This is a genomic window from Oharaeibacter diazotrophicus, assembly GCF_004362745.1.
In the GTDB taxonomy this organism is placed as follows: domain Bacteria; phylum Pseudomonadota; class Alphaproteobacteria; order Rhizobiales; family Pleomorphomonadaceae; genus Oharaeibacter; species Oharaeibacter diazotrophicus.
Window position 1 is genome coordinate 67752 of sequence record NZ_SNXY01000008.1, and the last position, 25773, is coordinate 93524.

At 62.4% G+C, this 25773-nt stretch carries 19 protein-coding genes and 2 pseudogenes; 5 read left to right on the forward strand and 16 right to left on the reverse strand.

What is annotated here, in order from left to right; translation table 11 throughout:
• Nucleotides 1–7: 7 nt before the first annotated feature.
• The 3 genes from EDD54_RS12650 to EDD54_RS12660 all read right to left on the reverse strand — a co-directional run bounded on the left by EDD54_RS12650 (nt 8) and on the right by EDD54_RS12660 (nt 3377).
• The gene (locus EDD54_RS12650; RefSeq protein WP_126539684.1) at nt 8–1855 is read right to left on the reverse strand and encodes a helix-hairpin-helix domain-containing protein; all 1848 of its coding nucleotides are present in this window, start codon (nt 1853–1855) and stop codon (nt 8–10) included.
• A 71-nt stretch (nt 1856–1926) separates the two neighbouring features.
• Nucleotides 1927–2700 carry a PP2C family serine/threonine-protein phosphatase gene (locus EDD54_RS12655; protein ID WP_126541844.1) on the reverse strand — a complete coding sequence of 258 codons (774 nt, stop codon included), beginning with the start codon at nt 2698–2700 and terminating at the stop codon, nt 1927–1929.
• A complete protein-coding gene (locus tag EDD54_RS12660; RefSeq protein WP_126539686.1) occupies nt 2700–3377 on the reverse strand; it encodes a vWA domain-containing protein in 678 nt (225 codons plus the stop codon). The genes EDD54_RS12655 and EDD54_RS12660 overlap by 1 nt, the downstream gene beginning before the upstream one ends.
• Nucleotides 3378–4026: 649 nt before the next feature.
• Here EDD54_RS12660 and EDD54_RS12670 point away from each other — a divergent pair.
• Nucleotides 4027–5277, forward strand: coding sequence for an endonuclease/exonuclease/phosphatase family protein (locus tag EDD54_RS12670; protein WP_165644295.1), 1251 nt, complete (start codon nt 4027–4029; stop codon nt 5275–5277).
• A gap of 45 nt (nt 5278–5322) precedes the next feature.
• Here EDD54_RS12670 and EDD54_RS12675 read toward each other — a convergent pair whose 3' ends face one another.
• Both EDD54_RS12675 and EDD54_RS12680 read right to left on the reverse strand, forming a co-directional pair.
• A complete protein-coding gene (locus EDD54_RS12675; protein ID WP_126539692.1) occupies nt 5323–6099 on the reverse strand; it encodes a hypothetical protein in 777 nt (258 codons plus the stop codon).
• Between the two features lie 48 nt (nt 6100–6147).
• Nucleotides 6148–7956 (reverse strand): annotated as a pseudogene (locus EDD54_RS12680) (ISL3 family transposase); the annotation flags it as partial.
• A 795-nt stretch (nt 7957–8751) separates the two neighbouring features.
• Between EDD54_RS12680 and EDD54_RS12685 the strand changes: the two are divergent.
• Nucleotides 8752–9216, forward strand: a complete 465-nt coding sequence (locus tag EDD54_RS12685; RefSeq protein WP_126539696.1) for a hypothetical protein — start codon at nt 8752–8754, stop codon at nt 9214–9216.
• A 322-nt stretch (nt 9217–9538) separates the two neighbouring features.
• Here the strand turns inward: EDD54_RS12685 and EDD54_RS23015 are convergent.
• The 6 genes and pseudogenes from EDD54_RS23015 to EDD54_RS12720 all read right to left on the reverse strand — a co-directional run.
• Nucleotides 9539–10452: pseudogene (locus EDD54_RS23015) on the reverse strand (IS3 family transposase); the annotation flags it as partial.
• A 314-nt stretch (nt 10453–10766) separates the two neighbouring features.
• Nucleotides 10767–12398 (reverse strand): DUF927 domain-containing protein, encoded by a 1632-nt coding sequence (locus EDD54_RS12700; RefSeq protein WP_165644297.1) that lies wholly within the window; start codon nt 12396–12398, stop codon nt 10767–10769.
• Between the two features lie 490 nt (nt 12399–12888).
• Nucleotides 12889–13605 (reverse strand): hypothetical protein, encoded by a 717-nt coding sequence (locus EDD54_RS12705; protein WP_126539702.1) that lies wholly within the window; start codon nt 13603–13605, stop codon nt 12889–12891.
• 196 nt (nt 13606–13801) lie between these two features.
• Nucleotides 13802–14347, reverse strand: a complete 546-nt coding sequence (locus tag EDD54_RS12710) for a hypothetical protein (protein ID WP_126539704.1) — start codon at nt 14345–14347, stop codon at nt 13802–13804.
• Between the two features lie 511 nt (nt 14348–14858).
• Nucleotides 14859–15554, reverse strand: a complete 696-nt coding sequence (locus tag EDD54_RS12715) for an MPN domain-containing protein (RefSeq protein ID WP_126539706.1) — start codon at nt 15552–15554, stop codon at nt 14859–14861.
• 42 nt (nt 15555–15596) lie between these two features.
• Nucleotides 15597–16334 (reverse strand): hypothetical protein, encoded by a 738-nt coding sequence (locus EDD54_RS12720; protein ID WP_126539708.1) that lies wholly within the window; start codon nt 16332–16334, stop codon nt 15597–15599.
• A 352-nt stretch (nt 16335–16686) separates the two neighbouring features.
• Between EDD54_RS12720 and EDD54_RS23805 the strand changes: the two genes are divergently transcribed.
• Nucleotides 16687–16887: a helix-turn-helix transcriptional regulator gene (locus EDD54_RS23805; protein WP_126541845.1), complete on the forward strand. Its 201-nt coding sequence runs from the start codon at nt 16687–16689 to the stop codon at nt 16885–16887.
• A 73-nt stretch (nt 16888–16960) separates the two neighbouring features.
• On the opposite strand, the gene EDD54_RS12730 is transcribed toward EDD54_RS23805, so the two are convergent.
• The gene (locus tag EDD54_RS12730) at nt 16961–18193 is read right to left on the reverse strand and encodes a site-specific integrase (protein ID WP_165644298.1); all 1233 of its coding nucleotides are present in this window, start codon (nt 18191–18193) and stop codon (nt 16961–16963) included.
• Nucleotides 18194–18473: 280 nt separating this feature from the next.
• Here EDD54_RS12730 and EDD54_RS12735 point away from each other — a divergent pair, with 280 nt between their 5' ends.
• Nucleotides 18474–19295, forward strand: coding sequence for a hypothetical protein (locus EDD54_RS12735; protein WP_208112186.1), 822 nt, complete (start codon nt 18474–18476; stop codon nt 19293–19295).
• Between the two features lie 35 nt (nt 19296–19330).
• Here the strand turns inward: EDD54_RS12735 and EDD54_RS12740 are convergent, their stop codons facing one another.
• Nucleotides 19331–20416, reverse strand: coding sequence for a site-2 protease family protein (locus EDD54_RS12740; protein WP_126539713.1), 1086 nt, complete (start codon nt 20414–20416; stop codon nt 19331–19333).
• Nucleotides 20417–20569: 153 nt separating this feature from the next.
• Nucleotides 20570–22147, reverse strand: coding sequence for an alkaline phosphatase D family protein (locus EDD54_RS12745; RefSeq protein ID WP_126539715.1), 1578 nt, complete (start codon nt 22145–22147; stop codon nt 20570–20572).
• 220 nt (nt 22148–22367) lie between these two features.
• On the opposite strand from EDD54_RS12745, the gene EDD54_RS12750 reads away from it, so the two are divergent.
• Nucleotides 22368–23561 (forward strand): hypothetical protein, encoded by a 1194-nt coding sequence (locus EDD54_RS12750; RefSeq protein WP_126539717.1) that lies wholly within the window; start codon nt 22368–22370, stop codon nt 23559–23561.
• Between the two features lie 64 nt (nt 23562–23625).
• On the opposite strand, the gene EDD54_RS12755 is transcribed toward EDD54_RS12750, so the two are convergent.
• Both EDD54_RS12755 and EDD54_RS12760 read right to left on the reverse strand, forming a co-directional pair.
• Nucleotides 23626–24849 carry an argininosuccinate synthase gene (locus EDD54_RS12755; protein WP_126539719.1) on the reverse strand — a complete coding sequence of 408 codons (1224 nt, stop codon included), beginning with the start codon at nt 24847–24849 and terminating at the stop codon, nt 23626–23628.
• A gap of 75 nt (nt 24850–24924) precedes the next feature.
• Complete coding sequence (locus EDD54_RS12760) at nt 24925–25749, reverse strand: phosphatase PAP2 family protein (protein ID WP_126539721.1); 825 nt, start codon at nt 25747–25749, stop codon at nt 24925–24927.
• Nucleotides 25750–25773 lie beyond the last annotated feature (24 nt).

Sequence of the window (25773 nt, forward strand, 5' to 3'; positions counted from 1 at the left end):
CTGGCGGTCAGTTCAGGTCGATCTCCGCCTGCTTCATAGCTCGGAAAGCCTCGATCAGTTTCTGCGTCGGCCGACTTCTGGCAGTGAGCGCATGGCTCCTGAGTTGTTCCAGTTCGATCGGGCCGCGGGCCAGTGCCTGCTCGATCTCGGCGCGTCGGCGGGCGATGCCGTCCCTGACCTGCCGGATGGCGGCTGGATCCGTTCCGGCCGAAGGGTTGAACACGAACTTGCGCTCGATGCTTTCCCGCCAGTCGACGAGCTTCCGCGTGGTGGCGTCGCCGAAGCTGGGGACCGCACGGACCTTCTGATAGGTGACGTCGAAGGCGTCCTCGATTCCGTAAGACGACAGAATTTCCTTTCGGCCGCCACCGATACCACTGATCTTCGCTCGGGCGATCAGGTGTCCCTCTAAGAATCGCTGAAGCTGTATCTCACGGCGACGGCGGTCCAAATCGTCCAGACGCGACTTCTCAAGCGCCGGAAGCTCTCTGTGTTCTCCGGCAAACGTCCTGAGAAGGGATTTTTTCTGCTCGAACTGCATGGGTCCCGTCTCCAGATCCCACTCGCGCCGCGCGGCCGTCCAATCGCTTTCTGTACGAGCTTTGGTTGCCTGAAGCTGCTGGATTTCACCTCCCCCGCCGAAAAACAGGTATGCGGCGACGAAGAGGCCAACAAAAGCAAAGGGCAGTCCACCTGCGATAAGCGCTATCGACAGTCCGGCGACAAGCACTCCGCCAAGGCGTCGGATGTTGCGCCTCTGCTGGACTTCCTTTGCAGTCCGCGACTTGGCCATCCCGGAAGGCATGGGTATCACCTGTGCCGGATCGGGCGAATTCCCCGGTCCGAGAACACGGTCAATGGCCGCGATCGCCGCCGTCAGGTCGAAGTTGCCCAGCGAAGGCGCGGCTGTGGACGACCCAGATGCAGTGAAGAGCGTGACGCCCATCCCGTTTTCGAGGCGGCACCATGGACACCCCGGAGCATTCTTCGGGTGATGGTGGGCAGGATTCGCCCTGCAGGGGATCAACTCGGCTTCGAAGCGGCTCAGGGCGCCGATCCAGTCGGTAGCAGAGGGTCTGCTGCGGTAGAGGCTCGGGTTCGACTGGAAGGCAACTTCGAACATGGACGCGAGGTCAGGCGTCAAGTCGCCGAGCGTGGGCGCGAACGGAGGCGGGTCCATCCGCGTCTCCGCCTTCCTCTGGATGCTGTACGCGAAGCGCCCCTCCCTGATCGCCTTCTCGATCGGCATGTCACCCTGGCCGCCGTACCGCCCGGCGAACGGATGCCGTCCCATGAACAGGAGTTGGAAGGCGATCACGGCAAGCCCGAACCCGTCGTGAGACGGCTCGCGGTCGACCTTATCCAGTACCGCGCCCTGAAGTTCAGGGGGCGTGTATTCGCCGACGCCGACGCGGCACCTGTAGACCATCGTGCTCGACCGGACTTGGAAAGAGTCGGCGTCGATGAGCGTGACGGTCGCCTGGTCGCTGACAAGGATGCCGCTGTGGTTTATGTCGCCGATGACGCATCCGGTCTGGTGTACGCTCCCGATGGCCCTGGCAACGTTCGTGGCCGTTCGCGCGAGGAACCGGAAGTCCACCTTCGGAAATTCGATCTTTCGGCTGCCGGGCGCGTAGAGTTCGTGGACGGGCTTGACCCCACCGACCTTGCGCATCGTGAAGCCGACGAACTCGCCTCGGTCTCCGAGCAGCGTTTCCATAGGGAAGGCGACCAGGGTGGAGCGCTTGTGCAGTTCGCTCGCCACCATCGTTGAGATCTTCTCGCGCCGCTCCAGGTGCTTCCCGTCTGTGTAGACTTTGGCGGCTATGCCTGTATCGCCGTCAACGTGGAACACGGTCCCCTCGCCGCCCTTCCCGAGAACCGAGGTGACTCGGATCTGGCGGCCCGCGCCCGTTCGATAATCTCTCACCGCCGTACCCCGAGTATCAGGGACTTATCGTCGTCGGTTCGATCGCAGACGGTCTTTCCGTCTAAGTAATCGCGCAACGGCTTGGAGAGCGAGGCATCATGGCCACTGACGATCGACTGAGCCACGGGAGCTGACATCCGGTCAAAGAATGGTCCGTGAGCGGTACGCTTTGTGTGATCAAGGACCAGTCTCTCGATCCCGTCTGAAAACACGGCAACGCGGTCGAGGCGAATAGGGAGCGGCACGATCGAGATCGCGGGCATCGGATCATCAGTCACGAAGATTGTGGTCGACGCGTACTCCCCGTGGAACGGCCAGGAAGGAACGATCCAGTCGACCGTTCCCTCTTCCCTGACGACGGCGGCGCCGTCACCGACGTGAACGATAACGGCGCCCCACGGTCCAGCCAGAACGCCGACGAGAGTTGCGGCGCAGTCTCGCGGCCGTACCCGAGCCCGTCCAGCAAATGTGTTCACCCGCTCGCGAATGCCATCGAGCCAGTCGAGGACCTCCTCCTCGCCAATCTGATCGATACTTCTCCCGGACCCGAAATGCACGGAGGCGGCACGGAGGAATCCGGTGCACACCATTCGAGCGCCGGCTTCTGCGTGGCTGGCAGTGCCTGCTCCGTCGGAAACCACCGCCGCCAGCACGTTGCCGGACGCGGCCTCCAGTTCCATGCAGAGGGCAAAGTCCTGGCACGGAAGCCCGGACTTGACGTGTGAGGTCCCGATCGACCTCGCGAGTGTCCAGCGCCAGGTATTGAGCATCAGACGGAAGCCCAACCGTCCGGTGTCGTCGGATTCGCGAGCGGGACAGCATCACCGGGGTTGGACCGCGATACCGACCTGAGCGACGACGAGAGCCAGGCGAAGAGATCCCGGAAGCGGAGTTCCTTGAGCGCCAGCGGTTGCCGTGTGGAGATCTGCGTAAGGATGTCCATCCGGGCGCCTTCGACGCCGATCGCGAAGAAGCTGAATGCCTTTTCGGCTTCGCCCTGCTTCACCTGGGCCGCGGCGTTCGACCAGGAATCCGTCGGCCCTCCGTCAGTGATGAGGAAGATCCAGGGGCGGTAGTAAGAGATGCCGTTGGACTTATAGACGTTCTTCCGGTCACAAAGCAGGGCGAGACCCTGCTCGATCGCCGACCCCATCGGCGTGTCGCCCTGGTCGGTGAGGGTCGGCGGCACCCACGACTGGACGCCCGTGAAGTCGGAGAGCACCTGGACGGGACCGAAGGTAACGATGCCGACCTCCACTCGCTTTGCGGCCAGGGAGTCCGCGTAAAGCTCGTCACGGAACAGAGCTAGGCCTTCATTCAACTCGCGAATTGGATTGCCCTTCATTGAGCCAGACACGTCCAACAGCAGCAAGCAGGGGCACCGGGGTTCGGGATTGTCGACGAACTCAGCTCCGCCGAAAGGCTGCTGTTCGAAGGGATTGGACATCGAGCGCTCCGTTATGTGGAAATGATTGCTCAGCGGGCATTGCGGTCGGGTTGCACCTGGAACTTGCCCCGCCTTGTGGAGATGGATCAAGGGGCCGCAGTTGCGCATCTCGACTGCCATGCAGCCTTTCAACAGCGATGAACCGACGAACTCGCCTCGCCATCCGGGATTGAAAGGCGCCGCAACCGACCAACTTGACGAAGCGAAAAACGGCGCGAACATAGGTTGCGACGCACAGCCTTGCTACCGGGGCTTAGCATGAAGTTTGGGCTTCGAAAGCCTAGCCTAAAAAAGCGTATCGCGGCCCGCACCTCCGTGAAGCGGGTAATTCGGCACAACCTTGGCCTGAAGGCACCCAAGGGCTGGGCGTGGGTCACGAACCCGAAAAGGGCGGCATACAATCGGGTCTATAACCGGACCACGCGGGGTATGGGTTGCGCAATCTGGCTGGCGGTGTTCTTGGGGCTGGGCGCGTATGCATTCCACGGGCCTTTAGCCTGAAGATTTGGAAATAACCTTAACTTCAAAGCCGTTTCGACTATCTAGGTTGCTTTGATCCAGTTTATTGGTTCTCGTATATCCAGACAAAACTACTGTGATGTCTCAGTTAATCATACAAACTCTCCGACGAACTCGCAAGGGGGGGCTTATGCTACGGGCTGTCATAGCTCCTCTTGTGGTGGTTGCCACAAGCGGCGTCGCTTCCGCGTTTGATCTTAAGGTCGCCACCTGGAACCTCGGCTGGCACGTCTCAAAGGCGGAAGCCGCGGACTGGATCGCCCGATGCGACGCTCCATTCGAGGAGGGTCCCGACGGCATCTGGCGGCCTGCTTCCACGGGAACACCGGGTTGGGCGCTCAAGTGGGGCCGCGACGCCCGCATCGAATGGGCCATCTCCGCCCGGCCACCGTGCGATGTCTACAAGGACGGTTCGTTTGACACCGTTGCGGTGACCACCGCCGCCTACGACAAGCGGGCGGTGCAGATTGCCTCGATCATCAAGGACGGCATCGATCCAGATGTGATCGCCTTCCAGGAGGTCAGCGGCGCGGGAGCAATCCGCGAGGTTCTTCCCGGCGACGACGGCGATTGGAACGTCTGTTCCTTCAGCGGCTACAAGGTCCAGCGTCTTGGTTTCGCTTGGCGGAAGTCGCTCGGCGATGCCGTGGAGACCTGCGAGCCGGACGATGCCTTGAGCCTTCCCGAAGTGCCGGACAAGGACCGTGTCCGGCCGGGGTTGTCATTGGGCCTGAAAGTCGACGGCAAGCTTGTTCGCTTCCTGTCCGTGCACCTGAAGTCGTCCTGCGTGTCGCCTCTCGGGGCCGAAGGTCCCGATGGCCGGGGTGCCTTGGCCGGACAGGATCCAGCCTGTCAGGTCCTCCAGCAACAAGTCGCGCCCCTGGAAGCCTGGATCGAGAGGAAGGCGGCCGGCGCTGCTGCCATCGTAGTCTTGGGCGACTTCAACAGGAACCTGCCGCACGAGATTGCGGCGGGCGACCAAGTTCGGTCTGACGGTTCTGACCCAGCTTCGCCGCACCCGTCAGGGGTCAAGGTGGCGAGCCGAATCGGGGAGGTCGACGACGGCGAACCCGCCGCAGCCGACCTGACCCTTCTTGAGGCCCACTGCCCAGTGACGCCAGATGCAGAGGCCGCGTGCGCCCGCCTGAAGACCGCGAAGTCGAGGGATGACGAGGCAATCTTGCGCCGCTGGGAAAACCTGGGTTGCCGAAACCCGATTGGCCTCGACCATATCCTAGTCGGCTCCGGTGTCTTGTCCGACGGCGCCAACAAGGTTCCGCTCGGTAAGCGCGGGCGCAGCCTTCCTGCGGACCAAAACCATCTGGATCCTCTGTTGGCGGTGTCGGACCACTGCCCGTTAAGGGCGGTCGTCAGGTTTTGAGGGCGTCGGGTGAAACGCCCGATGCCCTCGGAAGCAAAGAAGCCATCAGGCCATGTTCCCCATGCGTCTCAGGATCTCCGTTCGCGCCACATCAAGAAGGCCAGCATTGGTCTTCGTCGACAGTGCCGCCTTTTCCTTGCGGCCGAGGAAGTAAGCGATGCGCTCGCCGTTGGCACCGGAAGGATGGGGAAGACCGTCGAGTACCCTTCTGCCGTCGAGCGCCTTGCGGTCGACCAGCATCTGCACGGCCGAGGTGGCGGCCGGGCCAAGAGGAACCCACACGGCCCCGGGCAGGCTTCTGGCCTCCTCGGCCAGATACCGCGTCACCATCCCCGCAAGGATTGGGGTCGACTTCAAGGCGGGCGAACCCGAGTAGTTCTGGCCGGAGACGAACACCGGGTATCTGAGGGCCGAGGTGTAGTGCACCAGCGATGCCGCTCGGACGAATAGGTCGCTGCAGGACGTGATCCCGAGCCACTTCGCGACGCCGACATGGTCGAGTATGTCGACGAGGTTCGATCGCATCAGACCCGAGAAGGACGCTGTCTCCTTCGCGGCCTTGTCGGCCACTTCGATCGGCGCTCCCGGCTTGAGCTGCCGGGAGGCTTCGACCAATGCGTTTACCGCCTGCTGGCGGCCGGGCGTGAGGCCGACCAGCACGATGCGCGCTGCGGGATTGAGGTGATCGAACGGCGCGTAGCTGACCTGAATGGGGCCGGCGGTTTCAAGGACCAGGCGCCCGCTCAGCGTGGGATCCGAGGTGATGTCGGAAGCAGTGGCTGCGGCGAGGAGCGGGGCGAACTTCGGGAGGAGCGAATCCATGGTGTCAAACGGCTTCCAAATCTGGGTCTGACGCACTTGCGATGACGATCAGGCGGCCCCGAGGAGGCGTGCTTCGAGGCGATCGAGCTTTGCGCGCCCGTACATTTGCCGCTTCACCAGCTTCAGCTTGTTCACTTGGCCCTCCGTCTGGCCGTTTGACCAAGGCTCAGAGATCGCGCCCCGAACCGCGGATGCGTCCCTTGGTATGCCGCGAGCAAATGAGACCAGCAGTGTCGACTCGGCATCCTGGATCCAAGACGCGAGATCATCGACTGCTCGGCTGCGGATCATGGAATGAAACCGGTCGATCAGCTCTCTCGCCTCGGCCAGAGTGGGCACTCCGGCTTCGATCGCGGCGATCATGACCGTCTCCGCTTTCGACATATGATCTCGCTTCAGCGTCATCAGACGCGCAATGGTCCTTGCGGATGGAATCTTACGAAGATCGGATCCCGAGATCTGCTCCGATCGCCTGCGCCGCGTGGCCCATTCGCCGATGACGCGGAGCGATCCCATGAACCCCTGGCTTCGGAGACGACGCCAGAGTTCGGCGCTGTTCCGGCAGCCTGCTTCCCATTGAGCGTCGAGATAGGGAAGGTGCGGGTCGAGTGACCCCTGCCGCGTCCGGAACACATCGGTGCGCTCGCCCCGGATGATCTGGCGAACCAGCTTCCGGCTCCGCCCCGTTCGCCGTACGATCTCCTTGATCGCGAGGCCGTCGGCCGCAAGACCGGCGACCACCCGGTTCGTCTCTTCCCGCCGCAGGTAACCTTCGTACTGGATCCGCTCGGCCGAAGTCAGGAGCTTCGGGTCGACCGTCATCGCTCCGAGCGCGGCGCGGATCGGCTGCATCGATGTCCTCGCCGCGTCGAGAAAAGCCGAGCTGGCATTCTCCATCAGGTGCCATCTGTCCGCGACATGAACGACCTCCGGCAACGCGAGCGTTGCGGCCTCACCATACCCGCCACCCCGATCGCGAGAGACGATCCGGATCTCGCGGTGATCGGCGAGCCATGCCGCGACTGTGGCGATCTCCCGGTCAGGCAGCAGTTTGACAATCCGCCGCCGATCGAGGTCGCAGAGGATCGAGCCGTAACGGTGGCTCGGGCGGAATGCGAAGTCGTCGATGCCGACCGCCGTCAGACGATCACTGCACTGTCTCGCCCGGCGCCGGACGACACGTAGCAAGGTGTCGTTGCTGACCGGCATCATCAAGCGCTTGGCGAAACTCGCGGCCGGACGACCACCGAGCGCCAGACCGAGATGATGGACGATGCACTCCATCCGGCCCGTGCGCCGCGCCCGCTCCGGAACAGCCTCACCGAAGCGCTCGGCGAAGATCTTGCTCCGGCAGGTGCCAACGTCGCAACGAAACCGGCGCGTGATCAACCTGAGCGGGACCGGCCGTCCCACCAACGGTAGGTCGGCCACACACCGAACATACCGACTATGCACCTGCCGGGAAGGCAATGAGCTGGAGGGACATACCGCCTGCCTACTCCGGGCCGATGCGGTTACCACGAGGCCCCAGTCAACGGCTTCGAAGCGCTCGACCGTGAACCCGGGCGGAATGAGCGACGACAGCGAAATGGCTGTAGGCAGGGCGACCTCCGTCAGAAATCGCCAATCCGCTCCTAAACTGCATCGGATCTGAGTCAGACCCAAGATTGCACGCCCAAATACATCATAGGGGATGTCCACATAATGCCAGCGCGCCGTTTCCGGATGGGACAGCCGGTACTCGTCCGCAAAGAGCGCCGCGGTCGCCAGCGGGGCACCCGATAACATCGCGCGGATCGCGCTCCGCGCTTCCGGGCTCAACCGGCTTTCGGCCAGCTGCGCCACGATCACATGACCTTGCGGTCCCCAAGCCCATGCCGGCGATGTCTAAAACCAGAAGGCCGCCGCCCACAAGGCAAGTCGCTTCATGGTGCCCCCCGGTCTGCCTGCTCGTAATCGGCACCCTAACACGGCGCTGCTACTTTGGCGGGGATATTGGCATCTCCCGCGCTACCAGGCGGGCCGGGCTGTCGTCGCACCGAACCCTTCCAGTTTCGGCCCTCCGGCTTCCATCCCTGATGCTTGTCTTAGCGCCGCTGACAGCGGCAATCGGCGGCTGACGGCCGTCCTTAGGGCTCTGCCCTCGGCGCGCTGCAAAGCGCCTTCCGCCCAGCTTCCTTCAGCCTTCGGCTTTCGTGCAGCCGGTTCCCCGCGAAGGCGCTTGCTCCGCTTGCCCACCCGCTACTCGCCGCGAGGCAGGGGTTCAGGACCGGGCCTGAACCCGCCTTCGACGGAGAGAAAAATGACCAAACAGACCAACAAGGAAGCCTCCGTACCCGCGTCACCAACCGCATCGCGGCCGACCTTCAATAGAGCGTACGGCCGCGGTTGAGCCGGGGGCGATAGGCAACACCGAGAGCCGCGAACTCAACCAAGTCGCTGCTGAGCCGGCACATCCTTCCGATTAAATCAGCCCGGGTTCCACAATAGGCGAGGTAGACACAAGGAGCTTACAAATAAAACGCTTAACACGACACACCCAATTCGCTATCTCTGTAGTTGTAAAGTAAAATTGCATACCGGCACACAAAAGTTGTCCGTACGCCATCCCACCTGGATGATCCCATCATTATAGAAAAGAAGGTTCCTGATATGGATAAAAAAACATCATGGGGTAGCGAAATGGAATTGTCGCCGCCCCCTGCGCCGTCGGCGCCTCACCACTTATATGCCGACTTTTTCCATGTCAAAAAGATTATCAAAAGAACTGAAAAACCGGTGCTCTCAGGAATTCATGGGCCGGCCATGCGTCGGAACGGCACGGACGAAATCCGCTTCCTGTTCAATCAAATGCCACCGCTGCTCGATGGTCGCTTCCTTCTCTTCGGATGTTCTCCGTTCCTGGACCAGAACGAAGCGACCGCTGGCTCCTATGTGATTGCACTGCCACCGCCGGCGAAACCCGATTTTTCAATCGGCGTATTCTCGGAAGGCGTCGCCACCAAGATGGGTGTGGCTTGGCGGGAGAACGAGTGCTTTGCCGGGCGCATGCACTGGCCCTTCGGCTTCAAACACGACGAGGGAATGATCGTACTTCTATTGGTCCAGCCTTATTGATGCATACCGGCGGCTAACTCGCCGCGATCACGATGAGACCACAGCGTCAGTTTGAATGAGAGCGGATCGGCGGGACCGAATCGAAGGAAGGCGCAGGCCAAACCGGAGAGCCGATCCCGCCGATCCGAGGCAATTCGTTCTTCAGGCGTTATTCCCTGCCGTCCTCGAGGACGAGCCGGAAAGGCTTCGCGTTACGGGGCTGTTCCCCCTGGTCCTCGGCTTCAGTCGGTTGATCTTCGCCCGGTTCGTCGATCGCCAGGATCTGCCGACGGTCGCGTCCTTCTTGGACCAGGTTGGGAACTCGATCGTGGCGCGCTGCCCGGATGGAGTGCCATTCGACGCCGTTGTCCTGCTGCCAAGCGAGATCGGTTTGGGACGTCAGTCTGGCGCTATTGTTGCTGACCACCACTATCGGGTGGCCGCTGGCTTCGATCGGACGGTCGAGCTCTCGGACTACACGAAGACCGGACAGCGAACTGTCGACCACCAGGGCCAGGCACTCCCGCGTGAAGTCGTCGACGACCACTAGGGCCCGGAACCGTCTTCCGTCGGCGAGCACGTCGGAGACGAAGTCCAGGCTCCAGCGCTGGTTCTGTCCTTGCGGCAGCGCCGTCGGAGCCCGTGTCCCCAGAGCCCGCTTGCGACTGCCGCGCCGGCGCACGGTTAGCCGCCCCTCCTTGTAGAGGCGGAACAGCTTCTTCTGGTTCAGCTCAATCCCTTCCCGGCGCAAGAGGATCAACAGGCGCCTGTAGCCGAACCGCCGACGCTCTCGCGCCAAGCCCTTCAGCCGCTCGCGCAGAGCGCCGTCGTCCGGCCGCTTCGAGGCATAGCGGTAGGTCTTCGGCTCCAGGCCGACCAGCCCGCAGGCACGCCGCTGCGAGTAACCTTTCTCCGTGATCGCCTGGGCCACGAATTGCCTCCGGGAACTGGGCGTCAGAACCGTCAGCAGGCTCACGCGAACCCATGGCGTTCGCATGCTTCCAGTCCGAGCGCCTCACGAAACGTCGACACATCGAGCATCGATTCCGCCAGAGCCTCTTCAGCTTGGCGTTCTCCTCCTCGAGTGCCTTCAGCCGCTTGGCCTCGGACACTTCCTCCAGGCGTACTTCGATGCCACGTGTGGAAGGTCGCGTCGGAGATCCCGTGCTTGCGGCAGAGGTTGGCGACACCGATCCCCGCCTGGTGCTCCTTCAGGATCCCGATGATCTGTTCCTCGCTGAACCGGCTCTTGCGCATTCTCCGCCTCCTCGTCGACGGATCCTAGCTTCTGAGCGAGAACATTTCAGGGGGCAAGGTGAGCCCGCTTCGTCGAGTGTTAGGATCTCGCGACAGTGTTTGCTGCCAAATCGCCGCAGTAGAGGCCATAGGCATTCTACACAAGGACCTTTTTGTCGATCACCGAGATCACGCTGCCCGTTCGCGTGACTTTTGCGGGCTTAACATTCGGTCTAGGAGTCGCCTATCACGCCAACTGTCAAATCAGGGCGGCGGCAACGCTAGCTGCCTACCGTCCTGACACGTAAGCTAATGCAGTTCGCGCCGGATTGCGGCTATCTTAATACAACCATGTAAAAGCAGCGACGCACCCCCTCCACCGGGTACTGGAATGTGGGTGTGTTCGGCCGCTCTGTGACCAGCTGACCGCGTTCGCGGAGCACCTTGGCAGCATCGGTCAGTTCACTCACGGTGAGACGAAGAGCTCGCCGTGCCGTTTCACCCCTGACGAGCGCCCAGAGGTTGCGCTTTTGTTCCAGGCGAATGAAATCGGCGCCCTCCGCCTCCTTCCAAGCTAACTCGGTCGAATAGTCGACAGGTCGGCGGTCCGGATCGGAAAGCCAGGTAATGAGCCGCTTTGCGTTGCGCTCGCCGATCTGCGCTCGGTCGGCGCTCTTCGCGAGAGCTGTAGACGCGCATCGGCCAACGGCCCGGAGCAGCCGTTCCTTTGCCCAAGGGACCGTACCCATGTCGATAGCCAAACGACCTGCAGCGTAGACATGCGCGAACGCATCAAGCGTTCGGTTCTGTACGCTGTTGAGACCAGCAAACTCATTCCGCAGCATAAACGCGGCCTTGTAGGTCTTTAGGCGCTCAGTGGCCTTAACGCGGTGCATTATCAGCAGGCGAACGAAGGCCTCCAATGCCGTGCCATGCTGTTGGGCGACGGCAGCCTCGACCTTTTTGACGAATAGCTTCGCCCACTCGGCCCGCGCCTCCACCGCTACGTCCTCGGGGAACATGTCAACGATTCCAAAGAAACTGCTGTCCGCGGGCTTTACGAACACGTCAATCAACCGGACGGCTGATCCGGTCGTGCGGTGACGGGGCCGGTTCTGATCCTCTTCCGTGGACAGGACGAGGGAGCGGAAGCGACGCGACGCTATGCCGTTTTTCGTCTCGTAGACTTTGCCACGCAGTTTAGGGGAACCGCTGGACAGAACGTAGGACATGGTCTCCATAACCGCCGGGCGACTGGCGGCGGGAACGTCTTCCAGCGAGTCTAACGTGAAAGGCAGGTCGGAATTCGCCTGCGCCCTCTCCTCCAGTCCTGTAACTGTTGCGTTCCATTTTCCCGTGAAGGTCGAGCCGAATACAGACGCTGCGGCCAGCAGCGCGGTGGATTTTCCACTACTTGATTTCCCGAAAAGATTAAATCCAAACCCACCTGCCTCAATGCCGAAGAGCTTGAGCGTCGGCGCGACGAACGTAGCCGAAATCAGGAACATCATCGCCGACGAATGGCAGGCTGCAGCGGCAACGTTGTTCTTCCACTCCTCTAGCGTTCCAGCCTGCGTCAGTACGGGCGTGTCCAGTCCGGGCAACACCGGTACTCTCCTTCCCGAAGGAAGCTCGAGGTCCCCAAGCCGGAAAGAGGTCATGTCATCGGACCACCCGGTCGCAAGGATCGCGATGGTATTGGCACGCCCCTCCTCTGAAGCAGCGTAGGTGCGCAGGCTTTCTTCCATCGCGACGATATTGCTGGGTTCGCAGAACGCACCATCTGCCCCTTTGTCGAAGAGTTCGGCCCCCAGTTTACGCGGGTTACGGAAATCGCCAAAGTTTACAAACGCAACGCCAGTCTCGCCTGACATTTTTGGATAACTGATCTCCACAATATGAGAGCCGCTCGGCAATACGTAGATGCGCTGGAACGTTATATTTTCTTTGGATACATATACTGTCATTTTAGTCTCCATCTTTTGCTGCGACCACATCATGCTCGCGCGTTTCACACGGAAGCGCTGCTTGCGCTCCCGCTCTTACTTTACAGGACGATAGAAATTAGAGATGTTGGGGGTAGCAATTGTCGGAATACGGGCGCGTTCAAATCGCCACCGAGGTCTCTGAGCAAATATTCAATCGGTCTTCTACTCAAGTTACTCATGTGAATCGGCGTGGCACCCCGCTCCCGCTGGGCCGGGGCACCAAATCGCAAAGACGCGAGACAGATCAGTGACGTAACAATCTAATTGCTTTCCCTGCTCCTGCCGCCCCCCAACACACCGTAAGCAGCCAGAAGTCGCGTCCACCAAGTCTAAGGTCATACCACTTCCTGCCTAAAACAAACAGATATTGATACAGATTACAGAGGACACTATAGCCACTTCTAATTTCATTGTTCGGCTAATAAGCCGATCCGTGTACTTGCCGTCGACCGGAGTGCGAATGCCTACTTCATGATCTGCGCGTTGGTGCAGGCTTAATTGCATTTCCGAACCGTCGGAGGCCTTTAAGGATCAAGACGTCTGACGGACGGAGCCCAATCTTGTAGATGAGGTTGCGCATGATCGTACGCTTACCGTCGTTGCACGCCTGTTTGATGGAGGTGCCGGTGATCGACTTCATGGGGTCGCGCCAGTCCTTGAGGAGATAGACTCGCTCAAGGCTGCCGACGATGCCGCCCTTCGCTTCGTCGGGTCTCTGGAACAGGATGGCCCGTTTGCCAGGGGCGAAGCGTTTTAGGCTCTCCCTCACCACTTTCTTCTTCTCCGCGTCATCGGCCGCGATACGCAGGACGATGTGGAAATGCAGCGACAGCCCGAGAGTGCGGTCGGCGTCCTGGCCCGGCCGGGGCCGGAAGACGATGTCGAGGAAGATGAAGGCGGCGACGTCGGCGAGGGCCGGTTTGTCGAACTGTCCAGAGATCGCGGACACGGCTCTGCTTACGAAGTTGTCGGGGATCTTGTCCGGTGCGTACCAGTATTTTTCGACCATCAGGTGGAGGTAGGACCAGCGCGCCAGTTCGGCCGAAGCCATGCGCTTGAAGAACGCGGTGACGGGAGCGAGGACGTTGCGGCGATCTTCTAGAGACCACGGGACAAGGGGCGGGTCTTCGGCGTCGTCGAAGGAGACAAATAGTTCGTCTAAAGGTCCATCGTCATGGCTGGGCATGTGAGAGTGCTCCTATGCTGCGGCACACCCTCTCTTTACAAACCTCGTCGAGGACGACTTGCCTGCCTTCACTCCGCAATGCGGGCGAACGCCCCGGGCACGGACGCTGACGACCGACAAGTGCTTTCCACATTGCGCAAGCAGGAATTTTCCAAATAGAATGGCGGGGAGCATGCTCCCCGCCGCCCTTTCTTACTCACTTCGTTTTTGCCCCTGAAGGGATGAATGCTTGATAGCCCAATATAGCCTTGTCAGTCGTTGGCCGGAAACCGAGAGCTTGGACCTTCCCGTCCTTTCCACGTTTGACGAGAATTGAAACCAACTCTTCATCGGCTTCGATTTTAAAGAGCGCCTCCGGTACTAATATCGCAGAGTTTTCCAGTTCGGCTCGATGAGCGCGTCGCTCATCGAATGCTCGCCGCGCCGCCGGGCTTCTCAGCCTCGCTGAGGCGATTGACGCACATTTGACTGTCCCGCCACCATTCTCCACGATCTCGGCGAGAGTCTGTTCGTCGTCAGCGTCACGCCAGCTTTCGTCAACGTACCGCAGAACCAAGGCGTAACGACTAATGTTCGAACTGCTCTCGGACATGAAAACCAGCTTAACGGTCCTAAGAAATTCGTTACGCTTTGTTGCCGCCGTGTTCGGTATTCTGTCGTCCTTGTATAGGCTTTCCGCCAATTTGGGGTACTTACGCAAGTGTAGGTGGAGGAACCAAGCCGCTTCGAGCGCTTCAATCAACTTTCGCTCGCGCGTCGCTGTCTGGGCCGCGACGTAATTTGCAGCTGCGCGAGCATTATTAATGAGCGAAGCCGCTTCTATCTCGGGGGACGATACTAATGACCTGGCTGCCTCATTTCTACCGAGCCCTACTATATGTCTCGGTTGATGAATTGGAGGCCGGCTATGGCCAGTGGGTTGGACGGCCGACGGCGCCCTGTTTCGTTCGAGCTCGATAGGTTTCGCTGGTGGACCAGGCATCTCGAAAAAATCGTCGAAATCAGCCTCTCCGAAGTCCACTCCGTCGGGATCATCGTCGCTTGAGGTTTGCCCATTTGGGACAACTGGGGTTCTCGCAGTTGTCGGGAGGGGTGGCCGTTGCGTGGTTTGCTTCATAGTATGGGGCTCCGCATGTATGCACCTCCACTTTACAACTCGGTTCCATAGCGAGAATGGGGTTCGTGTGAACGACGATCACAAGTCATGGGGTGCGTAAGCAGTTTCCGCACCGCCCGACAACTGGGGAACTAATTCAGCCGCCAATGGCCAGCGTGAAGTCCTCGCCGGCTGGCGACCAGCGTCGGCCACGGGCATAAGCGGTCATATAGAACAGAAAGTCGCCGATCCGTCGCCGCGCCAAGTTCGGGCGGTCTGCCCCCAGACGCTTGGATCTGCCGGCCCACGCCACCGTCACGATGAGTGAGAACTCGCAGTGGGGCAGGTTCTCGCCCGCGAGATCGATTTCGGACGGCGAATACAGTTCCTGTTCCTCGATCTCCCGCAAACTGGTGTCGACGGCGGGATGTGTATGGAAATCCCCCACGACCGTCGGGAGTCCCGCTGCCTCGGCGATGTCGGCGAGTAGAGACGCGCTGATATCGGATTGGACGAGTCCGTCATCCGACCGGATGGCGGACGTTGTGATAGCGCGCCCGACGTGGAATTCGGTGACGCCGGCGGTGCGCTCGATTTGGCCAAACAGCGCCCCGCCAGTCTCGTGTCCGGTCTCAGAAAAGACGAGGGACGGGGGCAACTTCGCGCGCCGGATCGCCGTCGTTCCTCGCTCCTTGTTCCAAGCCTCCAAGAGCCGGTAGCTCTCGCGCGTCAGGTCGGGCGCTGCAATAGCAGCTTCTGCCGCCGCCATGGCCATGTGGTGGAAGGCGTCGGCGGAAACAGAGACGCGAACGCGCGCGGCGGCGCGCCGCCCATGTCGGATGGGAAGCGGCATCGGTTTCGTCCTTTCAGAAATTGGCAGTTTGGGCGGATGCCCTCAGTCGTTCCGGGCGAAGAGCGCGTCGAACGAATTCGGGTTCTCGGCGGGGTCGCGGAAGTTGACGGGCACGTCGACGTCAAGGTTGAGAACCGCGTTCGCGCCCGAGTAGGCGCATATCCAGATTTCGAAATCGGCGACTCGGAATTGGGTCCACGCGCACGGGCGGACAGCGGGGATAGGCGATTGAGCGCCGACACGAGTAACGGTGGCGATGAGGCCAACGCGGTTTCCGATGAAAATCGGCCCCCCGTGGAGGTCTCCGGGACTTGGCCGAAAGAGGCCGTGCCCCTCGATGTTAGCGATGCTCGAATTGGCGAGCGCGTGGGAATGGAACCCGCCGACGATGGCCCAAGGCACGGCGAACGCCCACGTGAGGTCGGACAGCAGTTCCGGCGACCGCCCGCTGTGGGCCACGGAATCGTCGGTGCGCTGTGCGAGCACCGGATACATGCGGTCGACCGAAATCGCCACGTGGTCGGCGCCTTCGACCGCGCTGCCGACCAGAATTCCGGTGGTCTCCAGACCCGTTCGGCTGAAAATCAAGGACGGCGGCAGCGGACTGTCGACGACGCGTTTTCGTTTTCGGGCTCTGTCCCAGACGGTGAACCGAGCGAGGCTGTCGTCGAGGAATTCCGGGGGTGCAACGACCGCATCTATGGCGGCGAATACCATGTCGAAGAGCGCGCTGCGGCTGACGCGCACGGCGAGGCGCCGCCACGGGTTGGTGGGGTGCATGGAATTCCTATTGGGGATGAGGTTATGGGTGCGGACCTAAAGCCGCACTAGGACGATACCACAACTCAAAGAAATTAATAACGGGAATTCATGTGGTTAGAAGGGGCGCGGGCCAATTTCGTTCGCGACGTCGCGTGTTAAAGTGCCCCACGGGCCTTCCTGCGAAGTTGGCGATCTGGCGGACCGCCTTGTTATCGGCGGCTGGCGTGGTGCCGGTATTCGGACCTACGAAAAAAGCGGAGTTGCCCTGTAGTTCGGACGGCTCGCGCGATCTGGGCGAACCGATTAGTCATTTTCTATGACTTGTAAAGAAAAGGCAGACTAATGGAGGTCTGTCATGGAAGATGAAACAATGCTCCCCCCTCAAGTTGCCTCGTATCTAAAGATAAAAACTCAAACCTTGGCAAAATGGCGACTCATTGGATATGGACCCGTCTACTTCAATGCTGGCCGTAGCATCCGCTACAGGCGATCTGCCGTCGACGAATGGATCAAAAATCAACAAATTTCGAATACAAGTATGAATCCCATCAGGCGGCAAGGAAGGCCCTAAATCTATGTAGGACGTGGCGCGTTTGGGACTCGACACGTGGAACAATCTCGAAAGAACCAGATCGGCTCGAACTTCATTGTTCGGGCCGACTTAGCTTCGACCGCTCGCCTTTCATCATTGCCGCGACGAAAGATTTTGCCGTACGATCCGCGACACCACGCGCCGGATCTTCATCCAGATGAGCGTACTTTTGAGTTGTTTGGACCTGTCGATGACCAAGAGCGCGTCCCAAGATATAGATATTCTCTCGGTTACGCATGGCAAGTGACGCGAAAGAGTGACGCAGATCGTGGAGGCGGACATCTCTCAGACCCGCGACAAATCGAATTCTCTGCCATGCGTCTTGAATGGCCACAAAATAACCGCCCGGTCTGTCGCCAGCAAAAACGAAGGGATTTCCCTCCACTCTGGGCATAGACCTGATAACTTCGATGGCCTCTTCCGGCAGATTTAGATTTTTCGCGCCGGTTTTTGAATCTGGTAGCCGCGCTATCCGTTCATCGAATCGAATCCACGCCCATTGCAGCTTCTGGACTTCAGAAAGCCGCGCGCCAGTCAGCAACAAAACCCGTACTATTCCTACAGCACGAGCGTCCTCCGGCGCCCGCCTTTGAAAGGGAAAGTCTGTACCATCGATTGATTTCGGATAACCGCCTAACGCCGTTTCGAGCGCTTGCCCAAGCCTCATCAATTCACTTTCAGACAAATAGCGCTCCCGGCTCTGCTCACGATACTTCTCAATACCTACGCAGGGATTACTTCCCTGAGGCAGAACCCCCCACTTAGCCGCTATAGTGAACATGTGAGACAGTAGAGCAAAGCATCGATTGGCATTCACAGGATTTGTTTTTCGACTGGACATAAACTCCGCTAATGCCCCTGCCTTAATCGCGTCCATCCGCAACGGTCCAAATGCAGGAATAATGTGAAGACGGAGGTTTCTCTTCTCCTCTTCTACTGTTCGCGGACCTTTGTGCAGAGCGGAGTAACTGCTTATATAGCGCTCAGCGAATGCTTCCAGCGTCGGGACTGACCTTCTCTCGTCCCTTAGTGCCGCCGGATCGCGACCGGCTGCAACTTCACCGAGAAGCGCTTTCGCACGTTGGCGGGCGGTCTCCGGCGTCCACGGGGAACCGTGAGAACCAATGGTTATGAAGCGTTGCCGGCCATCAGACCGGTACTTGAGCACATAGGTCGCATCGCGCTTCTGCCTCCGAACACCGAACCCTCTGGTCTCGGAGTCCCAAAGGCAGCCGCCCGGTTCAAGCGCATCAACCTTGGCCTTTGTGATCTTTCCTGAAGCCATGCCCGTGCTCCTAGCTACCATCTAGCTACCACGAGGCATCAAGTCCGGCAAGTTCGGATCAATCAGCGTCTCTTCTAATGACATGATATATAAACGAAAATCAACCGTCATCCATCACCAGCAATCTCAAAGCACCAGACTACGAATCTGGGGGTCAGGAGTTCGAATCTCTTCGGGCGCGCCAGTCTTTTCAGTTTTCATGCTGTAATAATGCCGATTTCGGCAGAGTATTAGTCTGATCCTTCATATTTTACCCACTTCATCTAAGGCACCAGCAAAAATGTGCTGGCATCTGTTCCACCACCTGCGGGGGTATGTCGTGGCCCAAAATCCGGTGACATCAAGCAACGCGAGCGATGTTGAACAAAGGAAGCTACTGGAGATTCTCGTAAGAAGTTCTTCGCTGTCAGCTGATGATCTGAAATCTCTTCTTGTCGCCATGGATAATTTTGATGTGGTGGCGAAGGTATTCCTTCTGGAAGGCGTCCCTTTCGTATTTTCTGGCAGCCCTATGAAGTATCTTATATTTAGGGAGCAAGTTGCTGATCGATTCGAGATTGGTTATCAGGATGTGTGCATCGTCGGCAGTGCGAAGCTTGGTTTCAGCCCTTCTCCTCATAAATTTGGGCAACCATTTGCGGTGACATCCGACGTGGACGTAGTCGTTATCTCAAGCGACATGTTCGATCGCGGTACACGTGAGTTGTTTCAACATCTCAACCATGTCGGACCGCCATTGGATTTTCAGAATGCGAAGCCTGTTACCGTGGAATCCCGAGAATGGCGCCTTCATCGCGAGGCAGTAAGAAATTTTGTGTACGAAAATTTCAATCCATCCCATCTTCCGGAAGGCCATTTTCTTCGGAGCCAAATTTTTTCTAATATAGCCTCGACGTCGGCTCTATTTTTGGCGCTTGAACCTCAAGTTTTCGTATCGAAGATCCGCTGCAGAATTTTCCGACATTGGCGCGCTGCTGAAGCTTACTACGTAAATACACTTAGGCAATTAAAAAAACAACTGGGTTCCAATGACAAGTTTAGGCCGGCTAGTGGGGAAATTGATTTCGATGAAGACGATCCAGTCGCAGCCACCACAGCTTAGTAAATCAACATTCACCTTTGACCAGAGTCCCCTCCTCACCGCGCCCCGTGCCACGCCGCGCGTTCCAGCATCATCAGCTCGGCCACGTTTTCCGGCGTGACGTAGCCGGCGAGGCGGCCGTCGGGGTCGAGGACGGCGACGAAGGGGGCGGCGCGGTCCTGCATCAGGCGGAGCGCGGTCTCGAGGCCGTCGGTGGCGCGGACCTCGGGCACGTCGCGGGTCATCGCCTCGATCACCGGCGTTCCCGGACCGGTCGCCTTCATGGCGCGGATCATCGCCTCGCGGGTCAGGATGCCGCGCAGGCGGCCGCCGCCGTCGACCACCGGGAACTCGCGCTGGGTGGTGCGGATCAGCGCGTCGGCAGCCTCGTCCACGGTGGCGCCGGGGCCGAGGCTCTCGAAGCTGCGGATCATCGCGGCACCGGCGCGCAGCCGGCGCGCCCGCTCCAGCACGCCGACCTCCTCGGCCTCGGCGGAGGCGGCGAGGTAGACGAAGATGGCGACGAAGACCAGGATGGCGTTGCCGCCGATCAGGCCGAGGAAGCCGAACAGGTAGGCGACGGCCTGCCCGACGGTGGCGGCGATCTCGGTGGCGCGGCGGCGACCGAGCCGCAGCGCCAGCACCGCCCGGAGCACGCGGCCACCGTCCATCGGGAAGGCCGGGATCAGGTTGAACAGCACGAGGACGACGTTGACGGCGGCGAGCCGGGCGAGGAAGCCGGCCTCGGGCTGGTCGACCGCCAGCGCCGAGGCGTCGACCCGCGCGCCGAGGAGGAAGAGCGCCAGCGCGATCACCACGTTGACCGCCGGGCCGGCGAGCGCGATCACGATCTCCTCGGACGGCTTCTCCGGCAGGCGCGACAGCCGGGCGAGGCCGCCGATCGGCAACAGGGTGATGTCCGGCGTCGCGATGCCGTAGCGCCGCGCCGCCAGCGCGTGGCCGAGTTCGTGCAGCGTCACACAGGCGAACACGGCGAGGATGAAGCCGATGCCCTCGACCGCCGCGGCCGCCCCGCCCTCCAGGCCGGCGGCGACGCCGATCCAGGCGAGCAGGATCAGGAAGGTCAGGTGGATCCGGATCTCCGATCCGAACACGCGGCCGAGGGGAATGGACCAGGACATCGGCGAGGCTCCAGCTTGCGCCCGGGATGCTAGAGAACGCCGCTGCCGGCCGGAAGATCCGGCCGACCGCGCATCGATCCCGTCCCCGGCGGCCGCGCGCGACTGCCGGGGTCGCCTCGCCGCCCGCGGGCCGGCGTGCGGTCGGGCGCGGCGTCAGCCCCGGCGCGGCTCGAGATCGATCGACCACAGCGCGGCGTCGGCGGCGTCGCGCAGCGTCACGGTCATCACCTCGGTGGCGGCGGAGATGGCGACGTGGCCGAAGAACTGCAGGCCGGCGGCCGGCGACAGGTTCTGGCCCTCCTCGGCCGTCGGCGCCTTCACGAACTTCAGCTCGGGGCCGAAGGTCGGGTCGAGGTCGTTGGGGCCGAAGGTGCCGGCGTGGAGCGGGCCGGAGACGAACTCCCAGAACGGCTCGAAGTCCTGGAACACCGCCTTGTTCGGGTCGTAGTAGTGGGCGGCGGTGTAGTGGACGTCGGCGGTCAGCCAGACGGTGTTCGTCACCTTCTCGTCCTTGATGAACTTGAGCAGGTCGGCGAACTCGAGCTCGCGGCCGAGCGGCTTGCCCGGGTCGTTGTTGGAGACGGCCTCGAAGCCCTTCTTGTTCTTGAAGTCGTCCCATACGACGAGGGCGAGCGGCATGTCGGCCGCGATCACCTTCCAGGTCGCCTTCGAGGCCTTCAGCTCGCGCTTCAGCCAAGCGCGCTGGTCGGCGCCGAGGAACAGGGTGTTCGGGCCTTCCTCGGCCTCGAGGTTGTCGCCGTTGGGGCCGCGGTAGGTGCGCATGTCGATGAGGAACACGTCGAGCAGCGGGCCGTAGGCGACCTTGCGGTAGACGCGCTGCGGCTCGGCCGCGGTGGTCGCCGTCGGCATCATCTCGTGGAAGGCGCGGGCGGCGTTGGCCGCGAGCGAGAACACCGACTTGTCGTGGTAGCGGTCGTCGAGCGTCTTCGAGGGCGACCAGTTGTTGGTGACCTCGTGGTCGTCCCACTGCGCCAGCATCGGCACGGCTTCATTGAAGGCGCGGACGTTGGCGTCCATCAGATTGTACTTGTACTGGCCGCGATACTCGGCGAGCGTCTCGGCGACCTTGGCCTTCTCCTCGGTGACGACGTTCTTCCACTTGGTGCCGTCGGGCAGGTCGACCTCGGCCTTGATCGGGCCGTCGGCGTAGACGGTGTCGCCGGAGTGGACGAAGAAGTCCGGCCGGTGCTTCAGCATCGTCCTGTAGATCGTCATGCCGCCGCGGGCCTCGTCGATGCCCCAGCCCTGGCCGGCGGTGTCGCCCGACCAGACGAAGGAGACGTCGCGCTTCTCGGTCGGCGCGGTGCGGAAGCGGGCGACCGCGGTCTCGGAGACGGCGTTGACGTCCGCGAGGTCGTGGAAGGCGACGCGCCAGAAGATGTCCTGGCCGGAGGGCAGGCCCTCGGCGAGGATCTTGACCGCGTGGTCGGTCTCCGGCAGGGCGTCGAGCGCCGGCAGGCGGCGGACGTCGGCGAAGCTCTCGGTGGTCGACCACTCGAACACGGCCTTGGCCGGGCGGTCGGTGCGGGCCCAGAGCACGCCGCGGTCCGCGCCGATGTCGCCGGACTGCAGGCCGTGGGTGACGAGCGGGCGGGCGGCGGCGCGGGAATAGGCCGGCAGCGCCAGCGTGGCGGCGACGGCGAGCGAGCCGCGGGCGGCGCCGACGAGCAGCGAGCGGCGGGAGATCTCGGGGCTGATGCGGATGGCCATGGTCCAACCTCCTCGGGACGTGAGGCCGGCACGCTAGGCGGCACCGATGACGGCGCGATCTCGCCGCCATGACCGGGCGATGAAGAGCCGGCTGCCGTTTCGGCGCCAAAACGCAACCGAAAGGCGCCGCGCGGCGGTTGATCTCGGGGAAACGCGGGCGGATACTCCGCGCCTTCGGCGGCCCATCCCCCCACGGGACCGCCGCGACGGAGGACGATCGATGCGAGTCCTGGTCGCCTTTCTGCTCCTCGTCGCCGGTCTGGCGACGCCCGCCACGGCCGGCTACACGCTGGTCGACCTGATCGCCGGCCGGATGCGGCCGGACAACGGCCAGCCGTTCTACCTGTTCTCGACGCCGGTGATCTCCGGCGACACCGTGGTGTTCCTGACCAGCTATTCCAACGCCGTCGACGCGGTCTGGCGGATCGACACGAAGACGCGGGCGATCCGCAAGCTCGCCGGACTGAAGAGCACGGTGCCCGGCGGCACCGGCACCTTCACCTGCTTCTGCCAGCGCTACGCTTCGGACGACGTCACGCCGTCGGTCGGCGGCGGGCAGGTCGCCTTCTACGGCGTCGATCAGGCGAACCGGATCGGCCTCTACCTCGTCGGCCTCGGCGGCGGCACGATCCGCAAGGTCGCCAACTCCGACGACACCTCGCCGGACGGCACCAAATGGGTGCGCTTCGGCCGGGTCAGCCTCGGCGACGGCATCGTCGCCTTCCGCGCCGAGACCGTCGACCACCGCGGCATCTACACCGCCCCGATCCCGACGCGCGTCCCCGCGCTCGGCATCGACGAGCGCACCCGGCTGACGGCCCGCCGGGACGACGGCACGGCGATCCCGCAATACTACGCCCTCTACGACACGCCGGTGGTCGGGCGGGACTACACCTTTTTCCTCTCGGGCGGCCTGTTCGACCCCTCGACGGGCCCGAGTTCGATCTTCCGGCTGAAGGGCACCCGGATCTTCGACAACGCCTCGAAGCTCGCCGGCGGCGTCGCCGGTGCGCATCTCCGGATCCAGGCGATCTCGGCGGCCGTGGGCGCGCGCTCGGTCGCCTTCCGCGCCGACCAGCCCGGTACGACCTTCATGGGGATCTTCCGACCGAACGGGGTCAACGCGAGCGTCGCCTTCGTCACGACGAAGATGAAGGCAGCGGGCTTTTCGACGCGGCTCACCGACGTCGGCAACTTCGCCTACGACACCAGCGGTCTCGCCTTCATGGGCACGACCGACGGGGTGATGCTGATCGGTGCCGTCGCCAAGCCGGGCGCGGCGGTGCAGACGGTGGCGCGCGGCGACAAGGGCTACTACAAGCCGACCCTCGGCGACCGCTCGATCTCCGGCGGGAAGATCGTCTTCCGCGAGGACGGCGGCGCCAACCGCCTGATGCTGGCGGTGCCGAACTGAGCTCCGCCCACGGAGCGGCGAGGGGATCCGGGGCGGCGGGGCCGCCCCGGCAAGTCCATCCGGTTCAGCCGGCGTCGCGGTTGCGCTTGGCCAGCGTGCGCAGGCGCAGCGCGTTGAGCTTGATGAAGCCGGCGGCGTCCTTCTGGTCGTAGGCGCCCTGGTCGTCCTCGAAGGTGACGAGCGTCGACGAATAGAGGCTCTTCGGGCTGTCGCGGCCGATCACCATGACGTTGCCCTTGTAGAGCTTCAGCGTCACCTCGCCCTCGACGTGGCGCTGCGACAGGTCGATCGCCGCCTGCAGCATCTCGCGCTCGGGCGAGAACCAGAAGCCGTAGTAGATCAGCTCGGCGTAGCGCGGCATCAGCTCGTCCTTGAGATGAGCGGCGCCGCGGTCGAGGGTGATGCTCTCGATCGCCCGGTGGGCGGCGAGCAGGATGGTGCCGCCCGGGGTCTCGTAGACGCCGCGGCTCTTCATGCCGACGAAGCGGTTCTCGACGAGGTCGATGCGGCCGATGCCGTTGTCGCGCCCGAGGTCGTTGAGCTTGGCGAGCAGGGTCGCGGGCGACAGCCGCACGCCGTCGATCGAGACCGCGTCGCCCTTCTCGAAGCCGATCTTGACGATCGTCGGCACGTCCGGGGCGGTCTCCGGCGAGATCGTGCGCATGTGCACGTATTCCGGCGCCGCGATCGAGGGATCCTCCAGCACCTTGCCCTCGGAGGACGAGTGCAGGAGGTTGGCGTCGACCGAGAACGGCGCCTCGCCCTTCTTGTCCTTGGCGACCGGGATCTGGTGCTGCTCGGCGAACTCCAGGAGATCGGTGCGGCTCTTGAACGACCAGTCGCGCCAGGGTGCGATGATCTTGATGTCCGGATTGAGCGCGTAGGCCGACAGCTCGAAGCGGACCTGGTCGTTGCCCTTGCCGGTGGCGCCGTGGGCGATGGCGTCGGCGCCGGTCTTCTTCGCGATCTCGATCAGGTGCTTGGAGATCAGCGGCCGGGCGATCGAGGTGCCGAGCAGGTAGACGCCCTCGTAGACCGCGTTGGCGCGGAACATCGGGAACACGAAGTCGCGCACGAACTCCTCGCGCACGTCCTCGATGTAGATCTCCTTGATGCCGAGCATCTCGGCCTTGCGGCGCGCCGGCTCGAGCTCCTCGCCCTGGCCGAGGTCGGCGGTGAAGGTGACGACCTCGGCACCGAGCTCGGTCTGCAGCCACTTCAGGATGATCGAGGTGTCGAGACCGCCGGAATAGGCCAGGACGACCTTCTTGACGCTGCCCTTCTGCATGGGAACTCCAGGGGAGGAACGATGGAAAGTGGCGGGACTTATACGCCGCCGCCGTGACGGTGCAAGCGCGGCGTCTCACGCATTCCGGCCGAAGATCGCCAAGAATCGAAGCGCCCGCGCCATGGCCGCGCCGAGCCCCGCGCGCATCCGCGCCCCGGCCGCGCCGAGGGCTTCGGCGAGGTCGGCGTCGGTCAGCCGGCTCTCCGGCCCGTAGACGGCGCGGTGGACCGCGAGCAGCACCGCCAGCGTCAGGCACCAGGCGATCAGCACGTCGGAGAGGAAGTGGCCGCCGAAGGCGATGCGATTGAGGCTCATGACGGCGGAGAAGGCGAGCGTGCCGGCGAGCACCGCCGGCTTCCAGCCCTTCGGCGCGATCATCGCGAAGCCGACCAGCAGCAGCGACGACGACGCCTCGCCGGAGACGAAGCTGCAGTTGGAGGTGCAGCCGTCGGCGATCACCCAGGGGCCGCTGAAGGCGCGGTCGCCGCCGAAGTCGACCACCGTCGCCGGCCGCGCCCGGCCCCACCAGCCCTTGAGGAGGCCGTTGACGAGCAGGCCCGGACCGATCGCGCCGGCGGCGAGCAGGAACAGGCCGGCCCGCGGCGGCAGCAGGAAGCGGGCGCCGTCGGCGAGGAAGGGCACGGCGAGCGCCAGCGCCGCCGCGACCATCGTCCACGTGAATGCCGCCATGCCGAGGCCGCGCAGATCGCGCAGGAACGGCACGGCCGCCGCCGGAAAGCCGACGCCGTCGACGTAGAAGGCGCGGGTGACGGCGAGGTCGAGCCCGGGCGCGAGCCAGAGCGCGAGGCTGAGCAGCGCGGTCGCCGCCAGCGTCGAGCGCACCGGATGGCGGCGCGCGAAGGCCGCGACCCGCCGCATCGCCCCGTCCGCCCCGTCCATGCCGTCCTCCGCACCCGTTCGCCC

What these genes read in the sequence shown, in the direction of transcription:
- EDD54_RS12735 (WP_208112186.1), top strand. Translation starts at nt 18,474, where the DNA reads ATGTGCTGGCATCTGTTCCACCACCTGCGGGGGTATGTCGTGGCCCAA.
- EDD54_RS23805 (WP_126541845.1), top strand. Translation starts at nt 16,687, where the DNA reads ATGCTCCCCCCTCAAGTTGCCTCGTATCTAAAGATAAAAACTCAAACC.
- EDD54_RS12745 (WP_126539715.1), bottom strand. Translation starts at nt 22,147, where the DNA reads ATGGCCATCCGCATCAGCCCCGAGATCTCCCGCCGCTCGCTGCTCGTC.
- EDD54_RS12720 (WP_126539708.1), bottom strand. Translation starts at nt 16,334, where the DNA reads ATGCACCCCACCAACCCGTGGCGGCGCCTCGCCGTGCGCGTCAGCCGC.
- EDD54_RS12755 (WP_126539719.1), bottom strand. Translation starts at nt 24,849, where the DNA reads ATGCAGAAGGGCAGCGTCAAGAAGGTCGTCCTGGCCTATTCCGGCGGT.
- EDD54_RS12675 (WP_126539692.1), bottom strand. Translation starts at nt 6,099, where the DNA reads ATGGATTCGCTCCTCCCGAAGTTCGCCCCGCTCCTCGCCGCAGCCACT.
- EDD54_RS12660 (WP_126539686.1), bottom strand. Translation starts at nt 3,377, where the DNA reads ATGTCCAATCCCTTCGAACAGCAGCCTTTCGGCGGAGCTGAGTTCGTC.
- EDD54_RS12685 (WP_126539696.1), top strand. Translation starts at nt 8,752, where the DNA reads ATGGATAAAAAAACATCATGGGGTAGCGAAATGGAATTGTCGCCGCCC.
- EDD54_RS12760 (WP_126539721.1), bottom strand. Translation starts at nt 25,749, where the DNA reads ATGGACGGGGCGGACGGGGCGATGCGGCGGGTCGCGGCCTTCGCGCGC.
- EDD54_RS12750 (WP_126539717.1), top strand. Translation starts at nt 22,368, where the DNA reads ATGCGAGTCCTGGTCGCCTTTCTGCTCCTCGTCGCCGGTCTGGCGACG.
- EDD54_RS12670 (WP_165644295.1), top strand. Translation starts at nt 4,027, where the DNA reads ATGCTACGGGCTGTCATAGCTCCTCTTGTGGTGGTTGCCACAAGCGGC.
- EDD54_RS12705 (WP_126539702.1), bottom strand. Translation starts at nt 13,605, where the DNA reads ATGCCCAGCCATGACGATGGACCTTTAGACGAACTATTTGTCTCCTTC.
- EDD54_RS12655 (WP_126541844.1), bottom strand. Translation starts at nt 2,700, where the DNA reads ATGCTCAATACCTGGCGCTGGACACTCGCGAGGTCGATCGGGACCTCA.
- EDD54_RS12715 (WP_126539706.1), bottom strand. Translation starts at nt 15,554, where the DNA reads ATGCCGCTTCCCATCCGACATGGGCGGCGCGCCGCCGCGCGCGTTCGC.
- EDD54_RS12700 (WP_165644297.1), bottom strand. Translation starts at nt 12,398, where the DNA reads ATGACAGTATATGTATCCAAAGAAAATATAACGTTCCAGCGCATCTAC.
- EDD54_RS12730 (WP_165644298.1), bottom strand. Translation starts at nt 18,193, where the DNA reads ATGGCTTCAGGAAAGATCACAAAGGCCAAGGTTGATGCGCTTGAACCG.
- EDD54_RS12740 (WP_126539713.1), bottom strand. Translation starts at nt 20,416, where the DNA reads ATGTCCTGGTCCATTCCCCTCGGCCGCGTGTTCGGATCGGAGATCCGG.